General features: G+C 72.7%; 16 protein-coding genes. 8 read left to right on the plus strand and 8 right to left on the minus strand.

All coding sequences use genetic code 11. The annotated features are described in order from the left end of the window. Positions 1 to 4 precede the first annotated feature (4 nt). Complete coding sequence (locus G3I77_RS06860; RefSeq protein ID WP_248501696.1) at positions 5 to 1399, minus strand: glycoside hydrolase family 16 protein; 1395 nt, start codon at positions 1397 to 1399, stop codon at positions 5 to 7. Positions 1400 to 1622: 223 nt separating this feature from the next. Here G3I77_RS06860 and G3I77_RS06865 point away from each other — a divergent pair, with 223 nt between their 5' ends. The 4 genes from G3I77_RS06865 to G3I77_RS06880 all read left to right on the plus strand — a co-directional run bounded on the left by G3I77_RS06865 (position 1623) and on the right by G3I77_RS06880 (position 5621). Then, complete coding sequence (locus tag G3I77_RS06865; protein ID WP_248501697.1) at positions 1623 to 2132, plus strand: SRPBCC family protein; 510 nt, start codon at positions 1623 to 1625, stop codon at positions 2130 to 2132. After that, positions 2125 to 3744 (plus strand): NAD(P)/FAD-dependent oxidoreductase, encoded by a 1620-nt coding sequence (locus tag G3I77_RS06870; protein ID WP_248501698.1) that lies wholly within the window; start codon positions 2125 to 2127, stop codon positions 3742 to 3744. Before G3I77_RS06865 ends, G3I77_RS06870 begins: the two co-directional genes overlap by 8 nt. Before the next feature lie 47 nt (positions 3745 to 3791). Beyond that, positions 3792 to 4673, plus strand: coding sequence for an SDR family oxidoreductase (locus G3I77_RS06875; RefSeq protein WP_248501699.1), 882 nt, complete (start codon positions 3792 to 3794; stop codon positions 4671 to 4673). Between the two features lie 96 nt (positions 4674 to 4769). Then, positions 4770 to 5621 carry an oxygenase MpaB family protein gene (locus G3I77_RS06880; RefSeq protein ID WP_248501700.1) on the plus strand — a complete coding sequence of 284 codons (852 nt, stop codon included), beginning with the start codon at positions 4770 to 4772 and terminating at the stop codon, positions 5619 to 5621. 37 nt (positions 5622 to 5658) lie between these two features. Here the strand turns inward: G3I77_RS06880 and G3I77_RS06885 are convergent, their stop codons facing one another. From G3I77_RS06885 to G3I77_RS06900, 4 genes are all read right to left on the minus strand, one after another. Beyond that, positions 5659 to 6402 (minus strand): IclR family transcriptional regulator, encoded by a 744-nt coding sequence (locus G3I77_RS06885; protein WP_248501701.1) that lies wholly within the window; start codon positions 6400 to 6402, stop codon positions 5659 to 5661. Then, entirely contained in the window at positions 6399 to 7769 is a 1371-nt protein-coding gene (locus tag G3I77_RS06890) for a S9 family peptidase (RefSeq protein ID WP_248501702.1), read from the minus strand. Before G3I77_RS06890 ends, G3I77_RS06885 begins: the two co-directional genes overlap by 4 nt. Further along, positions 7766 to 9112: an MFS transporter gene (locus G3I77_RS06895; RefSeq protein ID WP_248501703.1), complete on the minus strand. Its 1347-nt coding sequence runs from the start codon at positions 9110 to 9112 to the stop codon at positions 7766 to 7768. The genes G3I77_RS06890 and G3I77_RS06895 overlap by 4 nt, the downstream gene beginning before the upstream one ends. An 80-nt stretch (positions 9113 to 9192) precedes the next feature. Further along, positions 9193 to 9618 (minus strand): MarR family winged helix-turn-helix transcriptional regulator, encoded by a 426-nt coding sequence (locus G3I77_RS06900; protein ID WP_031134958.1) that lies wholly within the window; start codon positions 9616 to 9618, stop codon positions 9193 to 9195. 186 nt (positions 9619 to 9804) lie between these two features. On the opposite strand from G3I77_RS06900, the gene G3I77_RS06905 reads away from it, so the two are divergent. The 4 genes from G3I77_RS06905 to G3I77_RS06920 are packed head-to-tail and all read left to right on the plus strand — an operon-like array spanning position 9805 to position 13586. Further along, positions 9805 to 10722, plus strand: coding sequence for an SDR family oxidoreductase (locus G3I77_RS06905; RefSeq protein WP_308311362.1), 918 nt, complete (start codon positions 9805 to 9807; stop codon positions 10720 to 10722). A gap of 11 nt (positions 10723 to 10733) precedes the next feature. Further along, positions 10734 to 11609: an amidohydrolase family protein gene (locus tag G3I77_RS06910; protein ID WP_248501704.1), complete on the plus strand. Its 876-nt coding sequence runs from the start codon at positions 10734 to 10736 to the stop codon at positions 11607 to 11609. Between the two features lie 10 nt (positions 11610 to 11619). Then, positions 11620 to 13122 carry a long-chain fatty acid--CoA ligase gene (locus G3I77_RS06915; RefSeq protein WP_248501705.1) on the plus strand — a complete coding sequence of 501 codons (1503 nt, stop codon included), beginning with the start codon at positions 11620 to 11622 and terminating at the stop codon, positions 13120 to 13122. 8 nt (positions 13123 to 13130) lie between these two features. Beyond that, positions 13131 to 13586, plus strand: a complete 456-nt coding sequence (locus G3I77_RS06920) for a MaoC family dehydratase (protein WP_248501706.1) — start codon at positions 13131 to 13133, stop codon at positions 13584 to 13586. Here the strand turns inward: G3I77_RS06920 and G3I77_RS06925 are convergent. From G3I77_RS06925 to G3I77_RS06935, 3 genes are read right to left on the minus strand one after another with little or no spacing between them, the layout of a single operon-like run. Further along, positions 13577 to 14404: a PaaX family transcriptional regulator C-terminal domain-containing protein gene (locus tag G3I77_RS06925; protein WP_248501707.1), complete on the minus strand. Its 828-nt coding sequence runs from the start codon at positions 14402 to 14404 to the stop codon at positions 13577 to 13579. The two genes, G3I77_RS06920 and G3I77_RS06925, sit on opposite strands and share 10 nt — an antisense overlap. A gap of 51 nt (positions 14405 to 14455) precedes the next feature. Beyond that, positions 14456 to 16126: a PHP domain-containing protein gene (locus G3I77_RS06930; protein WP_248501708.1), complete on the minus strand. Its 1671-nt coding sequence runs from the start codon at positions 16124 to 16126 to the stop codon at positions 14456 to 14458. Positions 16127 to 16152: 26 nt separating this feature from the next. Beyond that, positions 16153 to 17979 carry a LamG-like jellyroll fold domain-containing protein gene (locus G3I77_RS06935; RefSeq protein ID WP_248501709.1) on the minus strand — a complete coding sequence of 609 codons (1827 nt, stop codon included), beginning with the start codon at positions 17977 to 17979 and terminating at the stop codon, positions 16153 to 16155. Between the last annotated feature and the right edge of the window lie 30 nt (positions 17980 to 18009).

The raw sequence follows: 18009 nt of genomic DNA on the forward strand, positions 1-18009 counted from the left end.
GGTCTCAGTGCCCGAAGGTGAACCAGTTGACGTTCACGAAGTCCGCCGGCTGACCGCTGGTGAAGGTCAGATACACGTCGTGCGTGCCCGTCACGGCACTGATGTTCGCCGGGACGGTCCGCCACGACTGCCAGCCCCCGGTGCTGCCCACCGCGAAGCTCCCGACAGGCGCGTTGCCGCGGCTGTCCAGCCGCACCTCGACCAGCCCGCTGACGCCGCCCGCCGCTCCGCTCGCGACCCGGGCGCTGAACTGCCGGGCCGCCGAGGAGCCGAAGTTCACGCCCTTGAAGTGCAGCCAGTCGCCGCCTGCCAGCGCGCCGACGTTCCGGCCGCCGCCGGAGTCGGCCGTCGTCTCGGTGACCACGCCGGACTGGCCGTCGTAGGACTCGGCCTGGATGGCGGAGTAGGCGTCGCGGTTGCCGGTCGGGGGAGGCGCGGTGCCGCCGCCGGACGACAGTACCTGCACGTAGTCGACGACCATCGCATGGCCCGGCTGCGTCCCGGCGTCCGGGCCGCCCCCGAACGCGTCGGGGAAGCCGCCGCCCATCGCGACGTTCAGGATGACGAAGAAGCCGTGGTCGGTGGCGTTCTTCCAGGTCGTCGCGTCGACCTGGTTGGCGCGCACGGTGTGGAAGTTGACGCCGTCGAGGTAGAAGCGGATCTCCTCGACGCTCGTCGAGCGGTCCCACTCCATCCGGTACGTGTGGAAGCCGGCCTGGCAGGTGGTGCCCTGGCAGGTGGTCGAACTGCCGATGCCACTGGTCTCGTTGCAGGGGCCGCCCGGGGAGGTGCCGCAGTGCATCGTCGCGAACACCGTGTTCATGCCCTGGGTGTTCTCCATGATGTCCAGCTCGCCGACCGCCGGCCAGTTCCAGTAGTCGCCGCGGTACGGGGCGCCCAGCATCCAGAACGCCGGCCAGTAGCCCTTGGCGGCGGCGCCGGTGACGTTCGGCACCTGGATGCGCGACTCGACGCGGAGCTTGCCGCCGGCCGGGGGCCGGAAGTCGGTGCGGTTGGTCTCGATCCGGCCGGAGGTCCAGTTGCCGGCGGCGTCCCGCCGGGGCGTGATGCGGAGGTTGCCGTTGCCGTCGAGCGAGACGTTGTCCGTGCTGTCCGTCATCGTCTCGATCTCGCCGGTGCCCCAGTTGGCCGGGCCGCCCGGGTAGCCCTTGCCGGTCGCGTACCGCCAGTCGGCGGTGTTGACGCCGGCGCCGGCGGCGCCGTTGAAGTCGTCCAGGAACACCTGCGTCCAGCCCGACGGGGGTGTCGGCGCGGAGGCGTTCGCGGAGGGAGTGGCGACCGCGGAGGCGGCCGCCGCGAGGCCGAGCGTGCTGACGACGGCGACGAACGCCTTCCGGAAGGGGCGCCGTCTGGGGGAGGTGCCGGTGGTGTCGCTCATGTGGGGGTGCCTCTCGGATCGTGTACGGGAGGTGAGAGCGCTCTCAAAGTGCCGTCAATGTGCTCCACGCCGTCCAGGGCGTCAAGAGGTGAAGCGGGGCGGCCGGCGCCGGGCCCGGCGCGAGGCGGGCGGTGGCGAGCCGATGGGACGCGCTGTTGAACAAGAGGTTCCTGGGCACTCGGGGTGGACGACGGACTACCGGTCGAGGCAGCTGGAGGCATCCGTGGCCGTACGCCATCACCTGATCCGAGTCGGCCCGGGCACCGTGTGGGACGTCCTCGCCGACGGCCACCTCTACGCGGAATGGGTCGTGGGCACCTCCGAGTCCCACCCGGTGCGCGGAAACTGGCCACGCACCGGCGCGGCGATCGGCTACGAGGTCCGCCTCGGCCCCGTGCGGCTCGACAACGAGACGATCGTCCGCAACTGCGAGGAAGGCAAACTGCTGGAGCTGGAGGCCCATGCCGGTGCGCTCGGCTCGGCACGCATCGCGATCGAGCTGCGGCCCTGGGGCGAGCACTGCCTGGTGATCGTGGACGAGCATCCCCTGCGGGGCGCGGGCGGGCGCATGCACAACGTCGGCTTCGAGGCGCTGATCCAGCTGCGCCACCGCGCCATGCTGGCCCGTCTGGCCAAACTGTGCGAGGCCGCGGCGCGGGTCCCGGGAGGCACCCGCCGCGGCCTGGGACAAGTGACCGCGGGGTCCGACGCGGACGGGCCCGGCCATGCCTGACGCCGTGGTGATCGGCGCAGGGCCCAACGGCCTGGTGGCCGCCAATGTCCTCGTGGACGCCGGGTGGAGCGTCGAGGTGCTGGAGGAGCAGCCCGAACCGGGCGGCGCCGTACGCCACGACCGGGGCGTCGACCCCGCCTTCGTCAACGACCTGTTCAGCTCCTTCTACCCCCTCGCGGCCGCCTCGCCCGTCCTGGCCGCGCTGCACCCCGAGGAGCACGGACTGCGCTGGAGCCACGCGCCCAGCGTGCTGGCCCACCCCCTCACCGACGGCAGCTGCGCCGTCCTGGACCGGAACATCGAGACCACCGCGGCGTCCCTCGACACCTTCGAGCCGGGCGACGGAGCCGCCTGGCAGCGGCTGCACGAGGTGTGGCAGAGCATGCGCCCCGGTCTGCTGGCGGCCCTGTTCACCCCGTTCCCGCCCGTCCGCGCCACGGCGCGGCTGGCGCTGCGCCTGCGGGCGGCGGGCGGACTGCGCGTGGCGCGCTCCCTGGTCCTGCCGGTGCGCCGCCTGGGGGAGGAGGAGTTCCGCGGCCAGGGCGGCCGCCTGCTGCTGGCCGGCAACGCCCTGCACGCCGACCTCGCCCCCGAGTCGGCGGGCAGCGGCGGCTTCGGCTGGCTGATGGCGATGCTGGGCCAGACCTACGGCTTCCCGGTCCCGGCCGGCGGCTCCGGCGCCCTGACCGCGGCCCTGGTGCACCGCCTGCGGACCCGGGGCGGCCGGGTGCGCTGCGGGCAGCGCGTCGAGCACGTCGTCGTCCGCGGCGGGCGTGCCGTCGGCGTGCGGACGGCGGCCGGCGACGCGGTGCCGGCCCGCCGGGCGGTGCTGGCGGACGTGTCGGTGCCCGCCCTGTACGGCGAGCTGGTCGAACCCGAGCACCTGCCCGCGCAGCTCCTGGACGACCTGCGGCGCTTCCAGTGGGACTTCGCCACGTTCAAGGTCGACTGGGCGCTCGACGGCCCGGTGCCCTGGCAGGCGGAGGAGGCGTCCCGGGCCGGTACCGTGCACCTCGCCGACGGCATGGACGAGCTGACGCGCTTCGCCGCGCAGATCGCCATGCGGCAGGTCCCGGACCGGCCGTTCCTGATCTTCGGCCAGATGACCACCTCCGACGCCTCCCGCTCCCCGCAGGGCACCGAATCGGCCTGGGCCTACACCCACATCCCGCACGAGATCCGGGCCGACGCCGGCGACGAGGGCATCACCGGCCGCTGGGACACCAAGGACCAGGAACGCATGGCCGACCGCGTCGAACGCCAGGTGGAACGCTTCGCGCCCGGTTTCCGCTCCCTGATCCGCGGCCGCCGCATCCTGGCGCCCCCGACCCTGGAGGCGCTCGACGGCAACCTCGTGGGCGGAGCCATCAACGGGGGCACCACCGCGATGCACCAGCAGCTCGTCCTCCGCCCCCTGCCCGGCACCGGCCGCCCGGAGACCCCGGTACCGGGCCTGTACCTCGCCTCCTCCGGAGCCCACCCGGGCGGCGGCGTGCACGGCGCGCCGGGAGCCAATGCCGCCCGGGCCGCCCTGCGCCGCAACCGGCCCCCCGGCCTCGCCGGCGCCCAGCGGCTCCTCGCGCACCGCGACCGCACCGGAGCCAGGCGCTGATCCCGGCCCTCCAGGGCCGGGCCCGGCGCCGGAAGGAAGGGCAGCCCATGCGCAGCAGCCCGCTCGCCGAGCGCACGATCGTCGTCACCGGAGCCGCCCGCGGCGTGGGTGCCGCACTGGCCCGTGAAGTCGCCCGGCGCGGCGCCCGGGTGGCGCTCGTCGGCCATGAGAAGACCGCCCTGGACGCGGTGGCCGCCTCTCTGCCGGGTCCGGCCCTCGCCCTGGAGGCCGATGTCACCGACCTCTCCGCCCTGGAGGCCGCGGCAACCGCCGTGCGGGACCGCCTCGGCCCTCCCTCGGCCGTGGTGGCGAACGCCGGCATCGCCGAGGGCGGCGCGTTCCTCGCCTCGGACCCGGCCGCCTGGCACCGCGTGATCGACGTCAACCTCACCGGCAGCGCCCAGACGGCCCGGGCGTTCCTGCCGGACCTGCTCGACACGGCGGGCTACTTCCTCCAGGTCGCCTCCCTGGCCTCGATCGGCGCCGCCCCGCTGATGAGCGCCTACTGCGCGTCCAAGGCGGGGGTCGAGGCCTTCGCGCACGCCCTGCGCGCGGAGGTGGCGCACCGCGGGGTAGGGGTGGGCATCGCCTACCTCAACTGGACGGACACCGACATGATCCGCGACGCCGACCGGTACGACGTGCTGCGGGAACTGCGCAGGCACATGCCTCCGCCGGCCCGCCGCGTGTACCCCGTGGACGTGGTCGCCGCCCGCCTGGTCAGAGGCATGGAGCGGCGGCGCACGGCCGTCTACGCACCGGCCTGGCTGCGGCTGGCCCAGCCGATACGCCCGTTCATGCCCCCCGTGGTGCTGCGCGTGGCGCGCCGCGAACTGCCCCGTCTGGAGGCCACGGGCCCGGTGCGCTACACCGGCCCGCTCGGCGCCGGCGGCCGGGCGGACCGTGCGGCGGGCGGGCCGGGCCCCTGACGACGGCGGACCGGGCCTCTGACGACGGCCGTCCGGCCATGCCCGGCCGGGCACGGTCATGCCGGACACTGGTCAGCAGGAGAAGGGAGGCCGACCGTGCTGACCGGAGTCCGTGAACAGCTGGGCCAGGCCCTGTTCCGCCGTGTGGCGGGCCCCGGCGGACCCGCGACCCGTGCCCGTATCCACCACACCCCCGGCCCGCGCTGGTTCGGGCCTGACCGGCCGATCCGCACGGTCCACGGCGACGCCTCGATGTTCATCGGCGGGCTGACCGCCCTGCTCCTGCAGTCGCTGCATCCGCTCGCGATGGCGGCGGTCGCCGGGCACTCCGGCTTCCGCGGCGACCCGTGGGGCCGGTTGCAGCGCACCAGCACCTTCCTGGCCGTGACGACGTACGGCACCGCCGCGGACGCCCAGCAGGCGGTCGACCACGTGCGCGGCATCCACGAACGGATCCGCGGCACGAGCGCCGGGGGCGTGCCGTACCACGCGGCCGACCCCCATCTGCTCGGCTGGGTGCACGCCGCCGAGACCGACAGCTTCCTGCGCGCCCACGAGCGCTACGGGGCCCGTCCCCTGGACGCCGCCGGCTACGACGCCTACGTCGCCGACACCGCGCGCGTCGCCGAGGCGCTGGGGGCCGTCGACCCACCGCGGGACCGCCGCGAACTGGCCGAGCGCCTGACCGCCTACCGGCCCGAACTGCGGGCCACGCCGGAGGCCCGGGCCGCCGCCCGCTTCCTGCTGTTCCAGCCTCCCCTGCCCCTTCCCGTCCGGCCCTTCTACGGCGGGCTGGCCGCGAACGCCGTCACCCTGCTCCCGCCCTGGGCGCGCGGCATGCTCTGGCTGCCCCGGGTGCCGGTCGTCGAGGACCTCGCCGTACGTCCCGCCGGCCGGGCCCTGACCCGGACCATCCGCTGGGCCATGACCCCGGCCCGGGAGACCTGACCCTCGGGGCAAGCGGCCCGACGGACCCCGGCACCGCTCAGGGCTGCCACCCCAGCGCCCGCGAGATCCCCCGCGCCGCCACCCGCACCGCCGGGCCCAGGACCGGCACCTGGGCGTCGGCGTGGGGCACCACGATCGACACGGCGGCGGTCACCGCGCCGTCCGCGCCGCGTACCGGCGCGGCCACCGACAGGGCGTCCTCCGTGACCTGACGGTCGCTCACCGCGACCCCCGACCTGCGCACTTCGGCCAGCACCCGGCGCAGCCGCTCCGGTTCGGTGATCGTGTACGGGGTGAAGGACGCGAGTTCGCTTGCGCAGTACTCCTTCTGGAACACCGGGTCGCCGTGGGCCAGCAGGGCGAGTCCGACCCCGGTGGCGTGCAGCGGCCAGCGGGCGCCGACGCGGATGTGCACGCCGACCGCCGACCGCCCCGACAGCCACTCGATGTAGACGACGTCCGAGCCGTCCCGCACGGCCAGCTGCACGTTCTCGTGTGTCGCCTCGTACAGGTCCTCCAGATACGGCAGCGCGATCTGCCGCAGGGCGAGGCCGCGCGGCGCCAGCGCGGCGAGCTCCCACAGCCGCAGCCCGACGTGGTAGACGCCGGACTCGTCCCGCTCCAGGGCGCCCCACTCGGTGAGCGCGCCCACCAGCCGGTGCGCGGTGGTCAGGCTCAGCCCGGCCCGCCGGCTGATGTCCGTCAGGCACAGCGCCGGATGCTCGTGGTCGAAGGCCGCGAGCACCGACAGCAGCCGGTCGGGCGCGGTCGGGGCGGTCATGGCCGGGCGTCTCCCGGGTGGGCGAGGTCGTAGGGGCGGGGGTAGGCGGCCGGAGCATGGGCAATGTAGCGGGCGCCGGCCGTCGGGTCCTCCTGCTGCGCACGGGAGTTGAGCGAGCCGGGCGACACGTCCCAGTGGCCCGTGTCCAGGCGGTCTTCCAGGGCGTCCAGGGCGCCCAGCGTCTCGCCGGTGGTGAAGGTGCAGTGGCCGGGGCCGTCGACGTAAGCCTGGCGGAGGAGCCCCGCGGAGCCCCCGGCCGTGGCCGCCCGCCGGTAGGCGCTCTCGGCCTGCACCGGGATCAGCGCGTCACCCGTGGTGTGGATGTTCAGCTGGGGGTCGGTGAGCCGGCCCGACGGCACGCTGGTGTCGCGCATCCACCCCACGGCCGACGGGTCCGCCGAGATCCGGGGGGCCCGGCCCAGGGCCGAGAGGTCGGTGCGCAGGGACAGGCCCGCCTCCTTGTAGAGCTCCGTCACCTCTTTGTACAACGGGGACCGGGCGAGCATGGCCCCGTAGTCGACGCCCGTGTTCCACGACGGGTTGCCGCCCGCCCGGCTCTCGGCCTCCTGCCGCCAGCTGAAGGCGGGCATCTGGAGGAGGCCTCGGACGGCGGTGAACTGGTTGGACTGCTGGGTCCCCCAGTCGGTGGGGCCCGGCTTGGTCTGCGAGGCGTCGTTGTAGCCGGGGATGTTGTGCAGGGCCGCGGCGAGGCCGATGCGGGCCCGGCCCTGAGGCGTCTGCTGGGCGGCGTCGACCTTCGTGGTGAGGCTCTTCGCTGCGGCGACGGCCTCGGCCTGGTCCGCGAACCCCGCGAGGCGGATACCGGAGTCCGGGGCGAGCAGCGTGCGCAGCGCGAACACCGGGTCCAGGGTGTTGTTCCAGTTGGCGACACCGCCCTGCACCAGCCCGCACATCGACAGCGAGCCGTCGAAGCGGTCGGCGTGCCGCTCGGCGAGCATGGTGGTGACGAAGCCGCCGTACGAGGTGCCCCAGGCGAGCGTCCGCCGGGCCGGTCCGAACTTCTCGGTGAACAGGTCCAGCGTGGCGAGCTGGTCGGGCACCGCCTCGGTGACCGCCCAGCCGTTCGTCGCGTACGAGGAGCCGATCAGGGCGTAGCCCTCGGTCAGCAGCTTGTCCCGGGCGGCCGTACTCGGCGTGTTCTGGGCCAGCTTGGGGGATCCGGCCGGGGCGTAGCCGTGGCTGTACAGCAGCACCGTGCCGTTCCAGGACGCGGGTACGTCCATCACGTACACGGCGCCGGAAGGGAGCTCGCCCTCCAGGCGGGCGCCGGTGGCGTCGGCGGCCTGCGCGGGCAGCGCGGTCGCCACGGCCAGGCAGGTGGTCAGGAGGGCGAGGCGGATCCTCAACGCGGGGTTCCTTCCAGAGTGGGGGTGGCGGCGGGGGAGTCCAGGGCGTCCGTGTGCGTCTCGCGCAGCCGCCACACGGTGACGGCGGTGATCGCCGCGCCCGCGCACAGCAGCAGCGAGACGGGCGTGCTCCCGCCGCCGTACGAGGCGATGAGGCTGCCGGCGATCAGCGGGGAGAAACCGGCGCCGACCAGGGTGGCCGCCTGGTAGCCGAGGGACGCGCCGGTGTAGCGGACGCGGGTGCCGAACATCTCGGTGAGCAGGGCGCCGAGCGGCCCGTACATCGTCGACTGGGCGACACCGTGGCCGAGGGCGAGGGCGAGGATGAGCAGGCCGGGCGAGCCGGAGTCGACCAGGGCCAGCACGGGGAAGGCGAGCGCCGCCGAGGCGACGGCACCGGCGAGGACGACGGGCCGGCGGCCGACCCGGTCCGACAGCGCGGACGCGGCGGGCAGGACGGCGAGCGCCACGCAGGAGGCGATGGTGACCGCGGTCAGCACCTGCGGGCGGGTGTACCCCTCGCCGACGGCGTAGGAGATCATGAAGCTCGTCAGCAGCGACTGCGTGGTGAACGCGCCGATGCCGACGCAGGCGGCGAGCAGCACCGGCTTCGGGCGGCGCAGCAGCTCCACGATCGGCGGCTTGTCCACCGGCTCCCGCTTGACCTGCGCGAACAGCGGGCTCTCGGCGACCTTCAGACGCACGAACAGCCCGACGGCCAGCAGCACGATGCTGAGCAGGAACGGCACCCGCCAGCCCCAGGAGCGGAAGTCGTCGTCGGGCAGGCCGGCGACGAGGGTGACCACACCGGCCGACAGCACGGAACCGAGCGGGGCGCCGAGCTGGGTGAAGCTGGACCACAGGCCGCGCCGGGAGCCCTGTGTGCGCTCGGCGTGCTCGACGACCATCAGCATCGCGCCGCCCCACTCGCCGCCGATCGCGATGCCCTGCACCACGCGCAGGGCGACCAGCAGGATCGGGGCCCAGACGCCGATCGCGTCGTACGTCGGCAGCAGGCCGATGAGGAAGCTGCCGCAGCCCATCAGGACCATGGTCAGCAGCAACATCGACTTGCGGCCGATCCGGTCACCGAAGTGGCCGAAGAGTATGCCGCCGAGAGGGCGGGCGAGATAGCCGGCGGCGAAGGTGCCGAACGCCGCGATGGTGCCGACCGCCGGGTCGGCCCGGGGGAAGAACAGCTCGCCGAAGACGAGCGCGGCGACCGTGCCGTAGACGAGGAAGTCGTAGAACTCGACGGTCGTGCCGAGCAGGCCGGAGACGGCGACACGGCGCAACTGCCGGGAATCCGGGGATGGCTGAGCGGCTGACGGGGATGGCTGCACGGGGAGCTCCCTGGGGACGGGTCGCGGTTGGTCCGTGAAGTTATGCATCTATCGTGCAGCCGTCAATCATTTGCACAACATCAGTTCAGGCCGTCCTCCGCGATCCGCAGCAGCAGCGCGTGCAGCGCCTCCCGCTCGGCCTCCTCCAGCGGGCCCAGCAGCTCGTTGGTCACTCGCAGCCCGGCCTCGTCGGTGTCGCGCAGGAACGCGCGGCCGCTCTCGGTCAGGACGACGATCCGGCTGCGGCGGTCGTCGGGGGAGGGGCGGCGCTCGGCGAAGCCCTGCTTCTCCAGGTCGTCGACCAGGCCGACGATCGCGCTCGGGTCGTAGCCGAGCCGGGTGCTCAGCTCGCGCTGGAGGGCGCCCTCGGCGGTGGCGAGGAAGCGCAGCACCGCGTAGTGACGCAGGCGCAGGCCCGACTCCTGGAGGCAGGCGTTGAAGAGCTGCCCCGAGCGCAGGCCCAGGCGGTACAGCAGGTAGCCCGTGTCGGCGTGCAGCCCGCGCATCCACGGCTCGTGGGCGTCGATGGCTTTCGGGGTGACGTTCTGGCGTGTGATGGCGGGCTCCCTGTGCTCGGCGCTTCCTGGAGATTCCAGCATCCCGCACCCGTAGGTCGCCAACAACTATTGACGTCAACAATTATTGCTCTTAGCTTCGATCTCGAAGTCGAACCCGTGTGAAGGGACCCACCCGTGCCCAGCATCGATCTCTCCGGCAAGGCCGCCGTCGTCACCGGCAGCGGCCGAGGCCTCGGCCTCGCCTACGCGCATGCCCTGGCCGCCCACGGCGCGTCCGTGGTGGTCAACGACGTCGACGAGGCCGTGGCCGAGGCGGCCGTGAAGTCCATCGAGGAAGCGGGCGGCAGGGCCGTCGCCGAGGTCGTCCCGGTCGGCACCTCCGAGGCCGCCGAGCGGCTGGTGAACCGCGCGGTCGAGGAGTTCGGCCGACTGGACGTCCTCGTCACCAACGCGGGCATCCTGCGCGACAAGGTGCTGTGGAAGATGACCGACGAGGACTTCGACGCGGTGATCACCACCCATCTCAAGGGCACCTTCACCTGCGCCCGCGCCGCCGCCGTCCGGATGCGCGAGCAGGGCGAGGGCGGCTCGCTGATCCTGGTCGGTTCCCCGGCCGGCCAGCGCGGCAACTTCGGGCAGACGAACTACGCCGCCGCCAAGGCCGGCATCGCCGCCATGGCCCGCACCTGGTCCATGGAACTGGGGCGGGCGCACATCACCGTCAACGCGATCGTGCCGGTCGCCGCCACCGCGATGACCGAGACCATTCCGGCCTTCGCCCCGTACATCAAGGCCATGAAGGACGGCGAGCCCCTGCCGGACTTCCTGCGCAAGGGCGAGGGCTTCGGCACCCCCGAGGACTGCGCCGCCGTGGTTCCCTTCCTCGCCTCCGAGGCCGCCCGGGGCATCACCGGCCAGGCCATCGGCATCGGCGGCGACAAGGTGGCACTCTGGTCGCATCCGCAGGAGATCAGGTCGGCCTACGCCGACGGCGGCTGGACCCCCGACGCGCTGGCCGACGCCTGGCCCACCTCGGTCGGTGCCGAACTCCAGTCGGTCGGCATCCCGGCGCCGAAGTCCCCGGAGGCGTGATGGACCCCTCCATGAACGTGGAGCACCTGGTCGCGATCGACGTCCACACCCACGCGGAGGTGTCGTCCAAAGGCCACTCCTCCCTGGACGACGACCTGCACGACGCCTCCTCCGCCTACTTCAAGGTCGAGGGCAAGCGGAAGCCGACCCTGGAGGAGACCGCCGCCTACTACCGCGAGCGGAACATGGCAGCCGTGATCTTCACGGTCGACGCCGAGTCCGCCACCGGCACGGCGCCCGTCCCGAACGAGGAGGTCGCCGAGGCCGCCGCCGCCAACGCCGACGTCCTCATCCCCTTCGCCTCCATCGACCCCTTCCGGGGGAAGGCGGGTGTCAAGCAGGCCCGCCGCCTGGTCGAGGAGTACGGGGTGAAGGGCTTCAAGTTCCACCCCAGCATCCAGGGCTTCTTCCCCAACGACCGCTCGGTGGCGTACGACCTGTACGAGGTGATCGAGGAGACGGGCGCGATCGCCCTCTTCCACACCGGCCAGACGGGCATCGGCGCCGGCGTCCCCGGCGGGGGCGGGATCAGGCTGAAGTACTCCAACCCGCTCCACGTGGACGACGTGGCGGCCGACTTCCCGCACCTGAAGATCATCCTGGCGCACCCGTCCTTCCCCTGGCAGGACGAGGCCCTGGCCGTCGCCACGCACAAGCCGGGCGTGCACATCGACCTGTCCGGCTGGTCGCCGAAGTACTTCCCGCCGCAGCTCGTGCAGTACGCGAACACGCTGCTGAAGGACAAGGTCCTCTTCGGCTCCGACTTCCCCGTCCTCACCCCCGACCGCTGGCTCGCCGACTTCGACAAGCTGACGATCAAGGAAGAGGTCCGGCCGAAGATCCTCAAGGAGAACGCGGCCCGCCTGCTCGGGCTGACGAAACCGTAAGGGGCGTGACATGCGCAACGAGGGACTGGGGTCATGGCCCGCACGCCGGGCCCGCAAGACCCCGCACCGCACCGCCCTGATCCACGGCGACACCACCCACACCTACGCCGGCCTGTACGACCGCACCACCCGCCTGGCGCACGCCCTGCGCGCCCGGGGTGTGCGCCGCGGCGACCGGATCGCCTACCTCGGCCCGAACCACCCCTCCTACCTGGAGACCCTGTTCGCGGCCGGCACCCTCGGTGCGGTCTTCGTCCCGCTCAACATCCGCCTCGCCGGCCCCGAGATCGCCTACCAGCTCGCCGACTCCGGCGCGCGGGCCCTCGTCTACGGCCCGTCCTACGCGGGTCTGGTCGCGGGCCTGCCCGGCAGCACGGATGTCCGCGTCTATCTGGAGGCCGGCGGCGAGTACGAGGCGGCCGTCGCCGAGGCGTCCGGGGAGCCGGTCGACGAACCGGTCGGCGCCGACGACACCTGCATCATCATGTACACCTCGGGCACGACCGGCCGCCCCAAGGGCGCCATGCTCACCCACGGCAACCTCACCTGGAACGCGATCAACGTCCTCATCGACCACGACCTGGTCGCCGACGAACGAGCCCTGGTCTCCGCCCCGCTGTTCCACACCGCCGGCCTCAACATGCTGACGCTCCCCGTCCTGCTGAAGGGCGGCACCTGCGTCCTGGTCGAGGCCTTCGACCCCGACGCCACCTTCGACCTCGTCGAACGGCACCGGATCACCTTCATGTTCGGCGTGCCCACCATGTTCGACCAGGTGGCCCGCCACCCGCGCTGGCCGGACGCGGACCTGTCGTCGCTCCGCATCCTCACCTGCGGCGGCTCCCCGGTCCCCACCCCGCTGATCGCCGCGTACCAGGAGCGCGGTCTGACCTTCCTCCAGGGCTACGGCATGACCGAGGCAGCTCCCGGCACGCTCTTCCTCGACGCCGAACACGCCGTCGCCAAGGCGGGTTCGGCGGGCGTGCCCCACTTCTTCAGCGACGTACGCGTCGTCCGGCCCGATCTGTCGCCGGTCGGCACCGGCGAGGTGGGCGAGATCGTGGTGCGCGGCCCGCACGTCATGCCCGGCTACTGGGGGCTGCCCGAGGAGACGGCCGCCTCCTTCGTGGACGGCTGGTTCCGCAGCGGGGACGCCGCCCAGGTCGACGAGGACGGCTACGTCCACATCGTCGACCGCATCAAGGACATGATCATCTCGGGTGGCGAGAACATCTACCCCGCCGAGATCGAGGATCAGATCCTGGCCCACCCCGACATCGCCGAGTGCGCGGTGATCGGGGTGCCGGACGACAAGTGGGGCGAGGTGCCGCGCGCGGTCGTCGTGCCCCGCGAGGGCGCGGCCCTCGACCCCGACGAGGTGCTCGCGTCGCTCGCGGGCCGCCTCGCCAAGTACAAGATCCCGAAGTCGGTGGTCGTCGCGGACGAACTCCCGCGCACCGCCTCCGGAAAACTCCTCAAGTCCCGTGTCCGTACCCGCTACGGCAACCAGTAAGGATCCGCATGAGCATCACCGTCAACGGCCTCGACGAACTCAAGAAGCTCGCCGGCAGCGACCTCGGCACCAGCGAGTGGATCGAGGTGACACAGGACCGCATCGACACCTTCGCCGATGCCACGGGCGACCACCAGTGGATCCACGTGGACCCCGAGCGCGCCAAGGAGGGCCCCTTCGGCGCGCCCATCGCACACGGCTACCTCACGCTCTCTCTCTTCATCCCCCTGTTCACCGAGCTGCTCGACGTCCAGGGCGTGACGACGAAGGTCAACTACGGCCTCAACAAGGTGCGTTTCCCTTCCCCCGTGAAGGTCGGCTCCCGCATCCGGCTGGTGGCGAAGCTCGCCGAGGTCGAGGAGGTGCCGGGCGGCGTGCAGATCACCGTCGAGGGCGCCATCGAGATCGAGGACGGCACCAAGCCGGCCGCGGTGCTGCAGAGCCTGTCGCGGTTCTACGCCTGAGGCCGCGCGGGCACCAGGTCCAGAAGGCGTTCCGAGGCGTCGCGGGCGAGTGGTGAGAGCCGTTCGTGCACGGCCCGGAACGTCTTCTCGGCCTGTTCGGCCGGCCAGTCGTCCGGCAGGTGCTTGACGGGCAGCCGTGGATCGCACCGGACGATCTGCAGCCACTCCGTCTGGAGGCGCAGGCGCAGCACGAGGGCGTCGTCGGCGTCCGGCAGGTCGTCCTCCCAGGGCTGCCAGCGCCGCACGAAGCCCTCGTAGCGCCCGGCCAGGTCGGACAGCTCCCAGGTCTCCTCGATCATCTGGCCGATGTCCATGCCGGTGTCCGCGTGCGCCCGGAAGACCTTCACGTGGGCGGACAGGCCGAGCTCGGCCACCAGGGCCGACACGTCGACCTCGCCGGGGGCGATCCACAGGCCGTTGAAGAGCGGGCCGAAGCCGCTCCAGGTCAGCTGGGAGCGCAGATCGTGGCGCTGGCGCTGCCACGACTCGGGCAGGGAGAAGCCGAGCAGCGTCCAGGTGCCGTCCCAGCGCCGGTTGACGGCACCCGTCTGCCAGATCCGCTGCTCGCCGTCGCGCAGCACCGCCTCCGAGCGTTCGGTCAGCCCGACGTACATACGGCGGCCCTCGCGCTGGCGGCGCAGCAGGTCGCGGCCAGCCATGCGGGTCAGCGTGGAGCGGGTGGCCTGCTCGCCGATCCCGGCGCGGGCGAACACGTCGATGACGCTGCCCGAGTACACGCACACGTCACGTCCGAGCACCTGGTCACCCAGGAACGTCAGCATGAGGGACTGGGGCCGCAGCGACTCTTCACCGGTCACGCGGCCCACCGTACCTCCGCAGATCAGTCCGTGACCTGCTGGTACCCGGGGTCAGGACCCCTCGACGTCGACGAACACGGGGTTCGAGTAGAACCAGGTGTCCGCCCACGGGTCACCGTCCCCGGGCGGGTGCGGGACCGGCCCGTGCGGGTCGACCGAGGCGCCGAGCGGGCCGGTGCCGTGCCGGTTGCCGTCGCTGCCGCGCAGCCGGACGTAGAAGGACTCCTCGCCCGCGGTCAGCGGGATGCGCAGGGTGTAGGTGCCCTTGCGGCCGAAGACCTCCGCCGTCCGGACGACCCGGGTGTCCGGGGCCTTCCAGGTGTCACGGTCGGCGACCGGCCCGCGCACCGCACCGCGGATGACGTCCACTTGCGCCAACTCGGGCACCACGCCGTGCGGGTTGGGCCGGGAGGCGGTCGTCACCGTGACGTTCAGCGTGAGCTTCTCGCCCTTGCGCACCCGGAGCCGGCCGCCGAGCGTCACGCCCCGGCCCCGGTCGCAGTCCCTGGTCAGCCGGACGTCGAGCCCGTCGAGCAGATGCCCGTGGTCCAGCCAGACCCGGCCCGCGCGCATCCCCGCCATGACCGCGCGGTAACCGTAGCCGGTCACGCCCACGTGGGTGCGGCTGAACTGGCCGGGCCAGAAGTCGCTGCCCGGCTGCGGGGTGTCCGTGTTCACCGGGTCGGGCAGCTTGCCGGTGGTGTCGAAGGTCTGTCCGGGCTGCCAGTCGCCGTTCTTCCAGGTGTCGAAGACGATCCGGTGGGCGTCGGAGTTGGTGGTGACCGAGAACAGCCGGCCCTCGGCCAGCATCGAGTCCCACAGACCGCCGACGGTCGCCGTCGCCCAGTCGAAGCCGCCGTACGTCAGGTAGGCGTCCGCCGGGTAGCCGGGCCAGGACTGGGCGGACGGCTTGTTCTCGTACTCACCCCGGATCGACGTGGCACCCCTCCAGCCGGGGATGGCCGCGCCCTGGGCGCCGGGAGCGCCCTCCATGCCGATCATGATCTCGGGCGCCGCGTCCCGCCAGTTGCGCAGCTCGTGCGGGGAGTCGATGCCCAGGCGCATGGGGTGGTTGGCGAGGACCAGGACGTCGTCGACGTAGCCCGAACGGCGCTGCTCGGCCAGCCACTCGAGGGCCTTGAGGGCATGCGCCTCGTTGCGGGCGGTGTCCGCGTCGGCGGGGCCGCCCTTGTCGTAGCCGAGAAGCTTGCCGTCGTAGGCGCTCTCGAAGCGGGTCAGCACGTCGACCTCGTGCGGGCCGGGCGCGGTGAACACCGTGCAGTGCTCGGCCGCCGGGATGTACCACTCCAGGCCCTGGAAGATCAGCTGACGCGGGTTCTCGGCACGCGCCCGGAGGATCTCCTGGTGTTCCAGGGCGGCACCGAAGTCGGCGTGCCCGACGTTGGAGTGCTCGGTGAACACCATCCAGTCCAGGCCGTACTCCGCACCCGCGGCGGCCAGTTGGGAGAAGGTGTACTTGGCGTCGTGGCTGTAGACGGAGTGGATGTGGTGGTCGCCGGCGAGGTAGGCGAGGCGGGGATCCTCGCCGCCCAGCCGCCTGCCGCCGGCGGCGAGGGCCGGGGTCGCCGCCGAGCCGAGGGCGAACGCGGCGCCGAACAGGCCCGCGCGGCGCAGGAGCCCGCGGCGGGACACGCCCTGCGGATCGAGGGCTGCGGGGGAGACGGACGGATCGGCCCAGGAGGGCAGTTGCTGCTCGGTCATGACGGATCCTCGTGCGTTCTGTGAGGTCAGTGGTTCATGAAGGAGGTGACGGGCAGCGCCCGGGCGACGATCCGGACGTCACCGAGCCGGCCGTGGAAGATCTGGTCGATCGTGCCGCCGTACTCGTAGCCGCCGAGCAGCCACGGCAGGCCGACGGAGGTGATGCCGACCGAGGACGCCCTGGGGTTGCGGAGCACCGGGCAGCCCTCGACGTACAGCGTCGTGTGCCTGCCGTCGTTGACGACCGCGAGGTGCCACCAGGTCTCCAGCGGCGTCTCCTGGCCCCAGTTGGTGGCGATGCCCTGCTGGTCGAGCGGGCGCATCGCCCACTGCGGTTCGCGGTCGTTGGACAGCGACAGCGTGGCCAGCGGCTCGTCCGGGTCGTCGGCGGTCTTCCCGGCGGCGCCGCCCGTGCCCGTGCGGGAGACCAGGCCCGACCAGGCGTGGTGGTCCGGGTCCCAGTCGGCGGGCAGACGGTAGAACGCCTCGATGGTGTAGCCGTCCTCGAAGGTGGCCTCGTTCAGCGGAGCACCGTCGACGGTCCGCAGGTAGGCGCCTTTCAGCGGGGGCTTGAAGCCCTGGAACTCCAGGCTGCCGTGGCCCGGCTGGTCGGGGTGGTGGTCCGCGGACCAGCCCAGCGCGCCGCCGCCGACGGTGACGGGGGAGAGGTCGTTGCCCCGCCCGGACAGGTCGCGGACCGTGCCGTCCACGGGCCGGTCGAAGCGCCAGTACGCCGTGGTGCCCGGGACCAGCAGCTTCGAGGCGGGCCGGGCCGGACGGGCGGGCACGGGTGCGAAACCCGAGAAGCGCTTCTCGAAGTCGATCTCGACGGAGAACCGGTCGGCGTCGCCGCTCAGTTCCATCTCCTGCCGCTCCAGCTCGTTGATCCCCTTCGCGGCCCGGCCCAGGATCCAGGGGGAGAGCGTCTCCACGTCGATGACGTCGCGGTCCAGGTCGAAGCGGTAGAGGCGGATCATCGCCGCGCCGCCGAAGTAGCGGTTCTGGTAGTTCGTCAGATGCAGATGGACGTCGTGCCCGGCCGCGTTCCGGCGCGTCGCGCGGGCGGCCGGCCAGTAGTGGCCGCCCAGGGCGAGGAAGATCTGGTCGTGGTCCTCGACGAGTTGGTCCCACAGCTGCTGCCCGTAGTCCGACAGCGTGTCGTCCTCGACGACCAGTTCGTGCGTCGTGAGGATCACCGGCGTCCTCGGGTGCTTCGCCAGGACGTCCATCGCCCACGCGTAGCCCTGCGGCGACAGCCGCCAGTCCAGCGCCAGCACCAGCCACTCCCGGCCGGCCGCGGTGAACAGGTGGAAGGAGTTGTAGCCGTCCGGGGAGGCCCCGCCGAACGTCCGCTGCTCCTTGAACCGCCGCGGCCCGAAGGCGTCCAGGTACGGGGTGGTGCCGCGCTGGTCGGTCGTCGACGGCTTCACGTCGTGGTTGCCGGCCAGGACGCTGTAGCCGACGCCCCGCCGGTCCAGCAGCCGGAACGCCTCGCCGATCGCGGCGAACTCCTCCTTCGCGCCGTTCTGCGTGAGGTCCCCGAGGTGCGACAGGAAGACGATGTTCTCCTGACCGCCGTGCTCCAGCAGATAGCGCAGCGAGGCCTCGACCGGCGCCTTGTCGATGCTCGGCCCGTCGAAGAGGTACTGCGTGTCCGGCATCACGGCGAGCGTGAACCGCCGGCTGTGCGGGTCGGGGCGCCAGGTCGGGGTCGCCGCCTCGGCGATGACGGCCGGCATCGCGGTCACCGCCGCCGCACCCGCGCCGAGCAGCGCTGTCGCGCGAAGGAAACCGCGCCTTCCGGCACCGGCCCGGGGCGCCTCGCCCAGGTCGTGGTCATGCGAAGTACACACGGGTGCTCCATGAGGTGACAGAGAGGGGTG

It is taken from the genome of Streptomyces sp. D2-8 (genome assembly GCF_023184515.1).
In the GTDB taxonomy this organism is placed as follows: domain Bacteria; phylum Actinomycetota; class Actinomycetes; order Streptomycetales; family Streptomycetaceae; genus Streptomyces.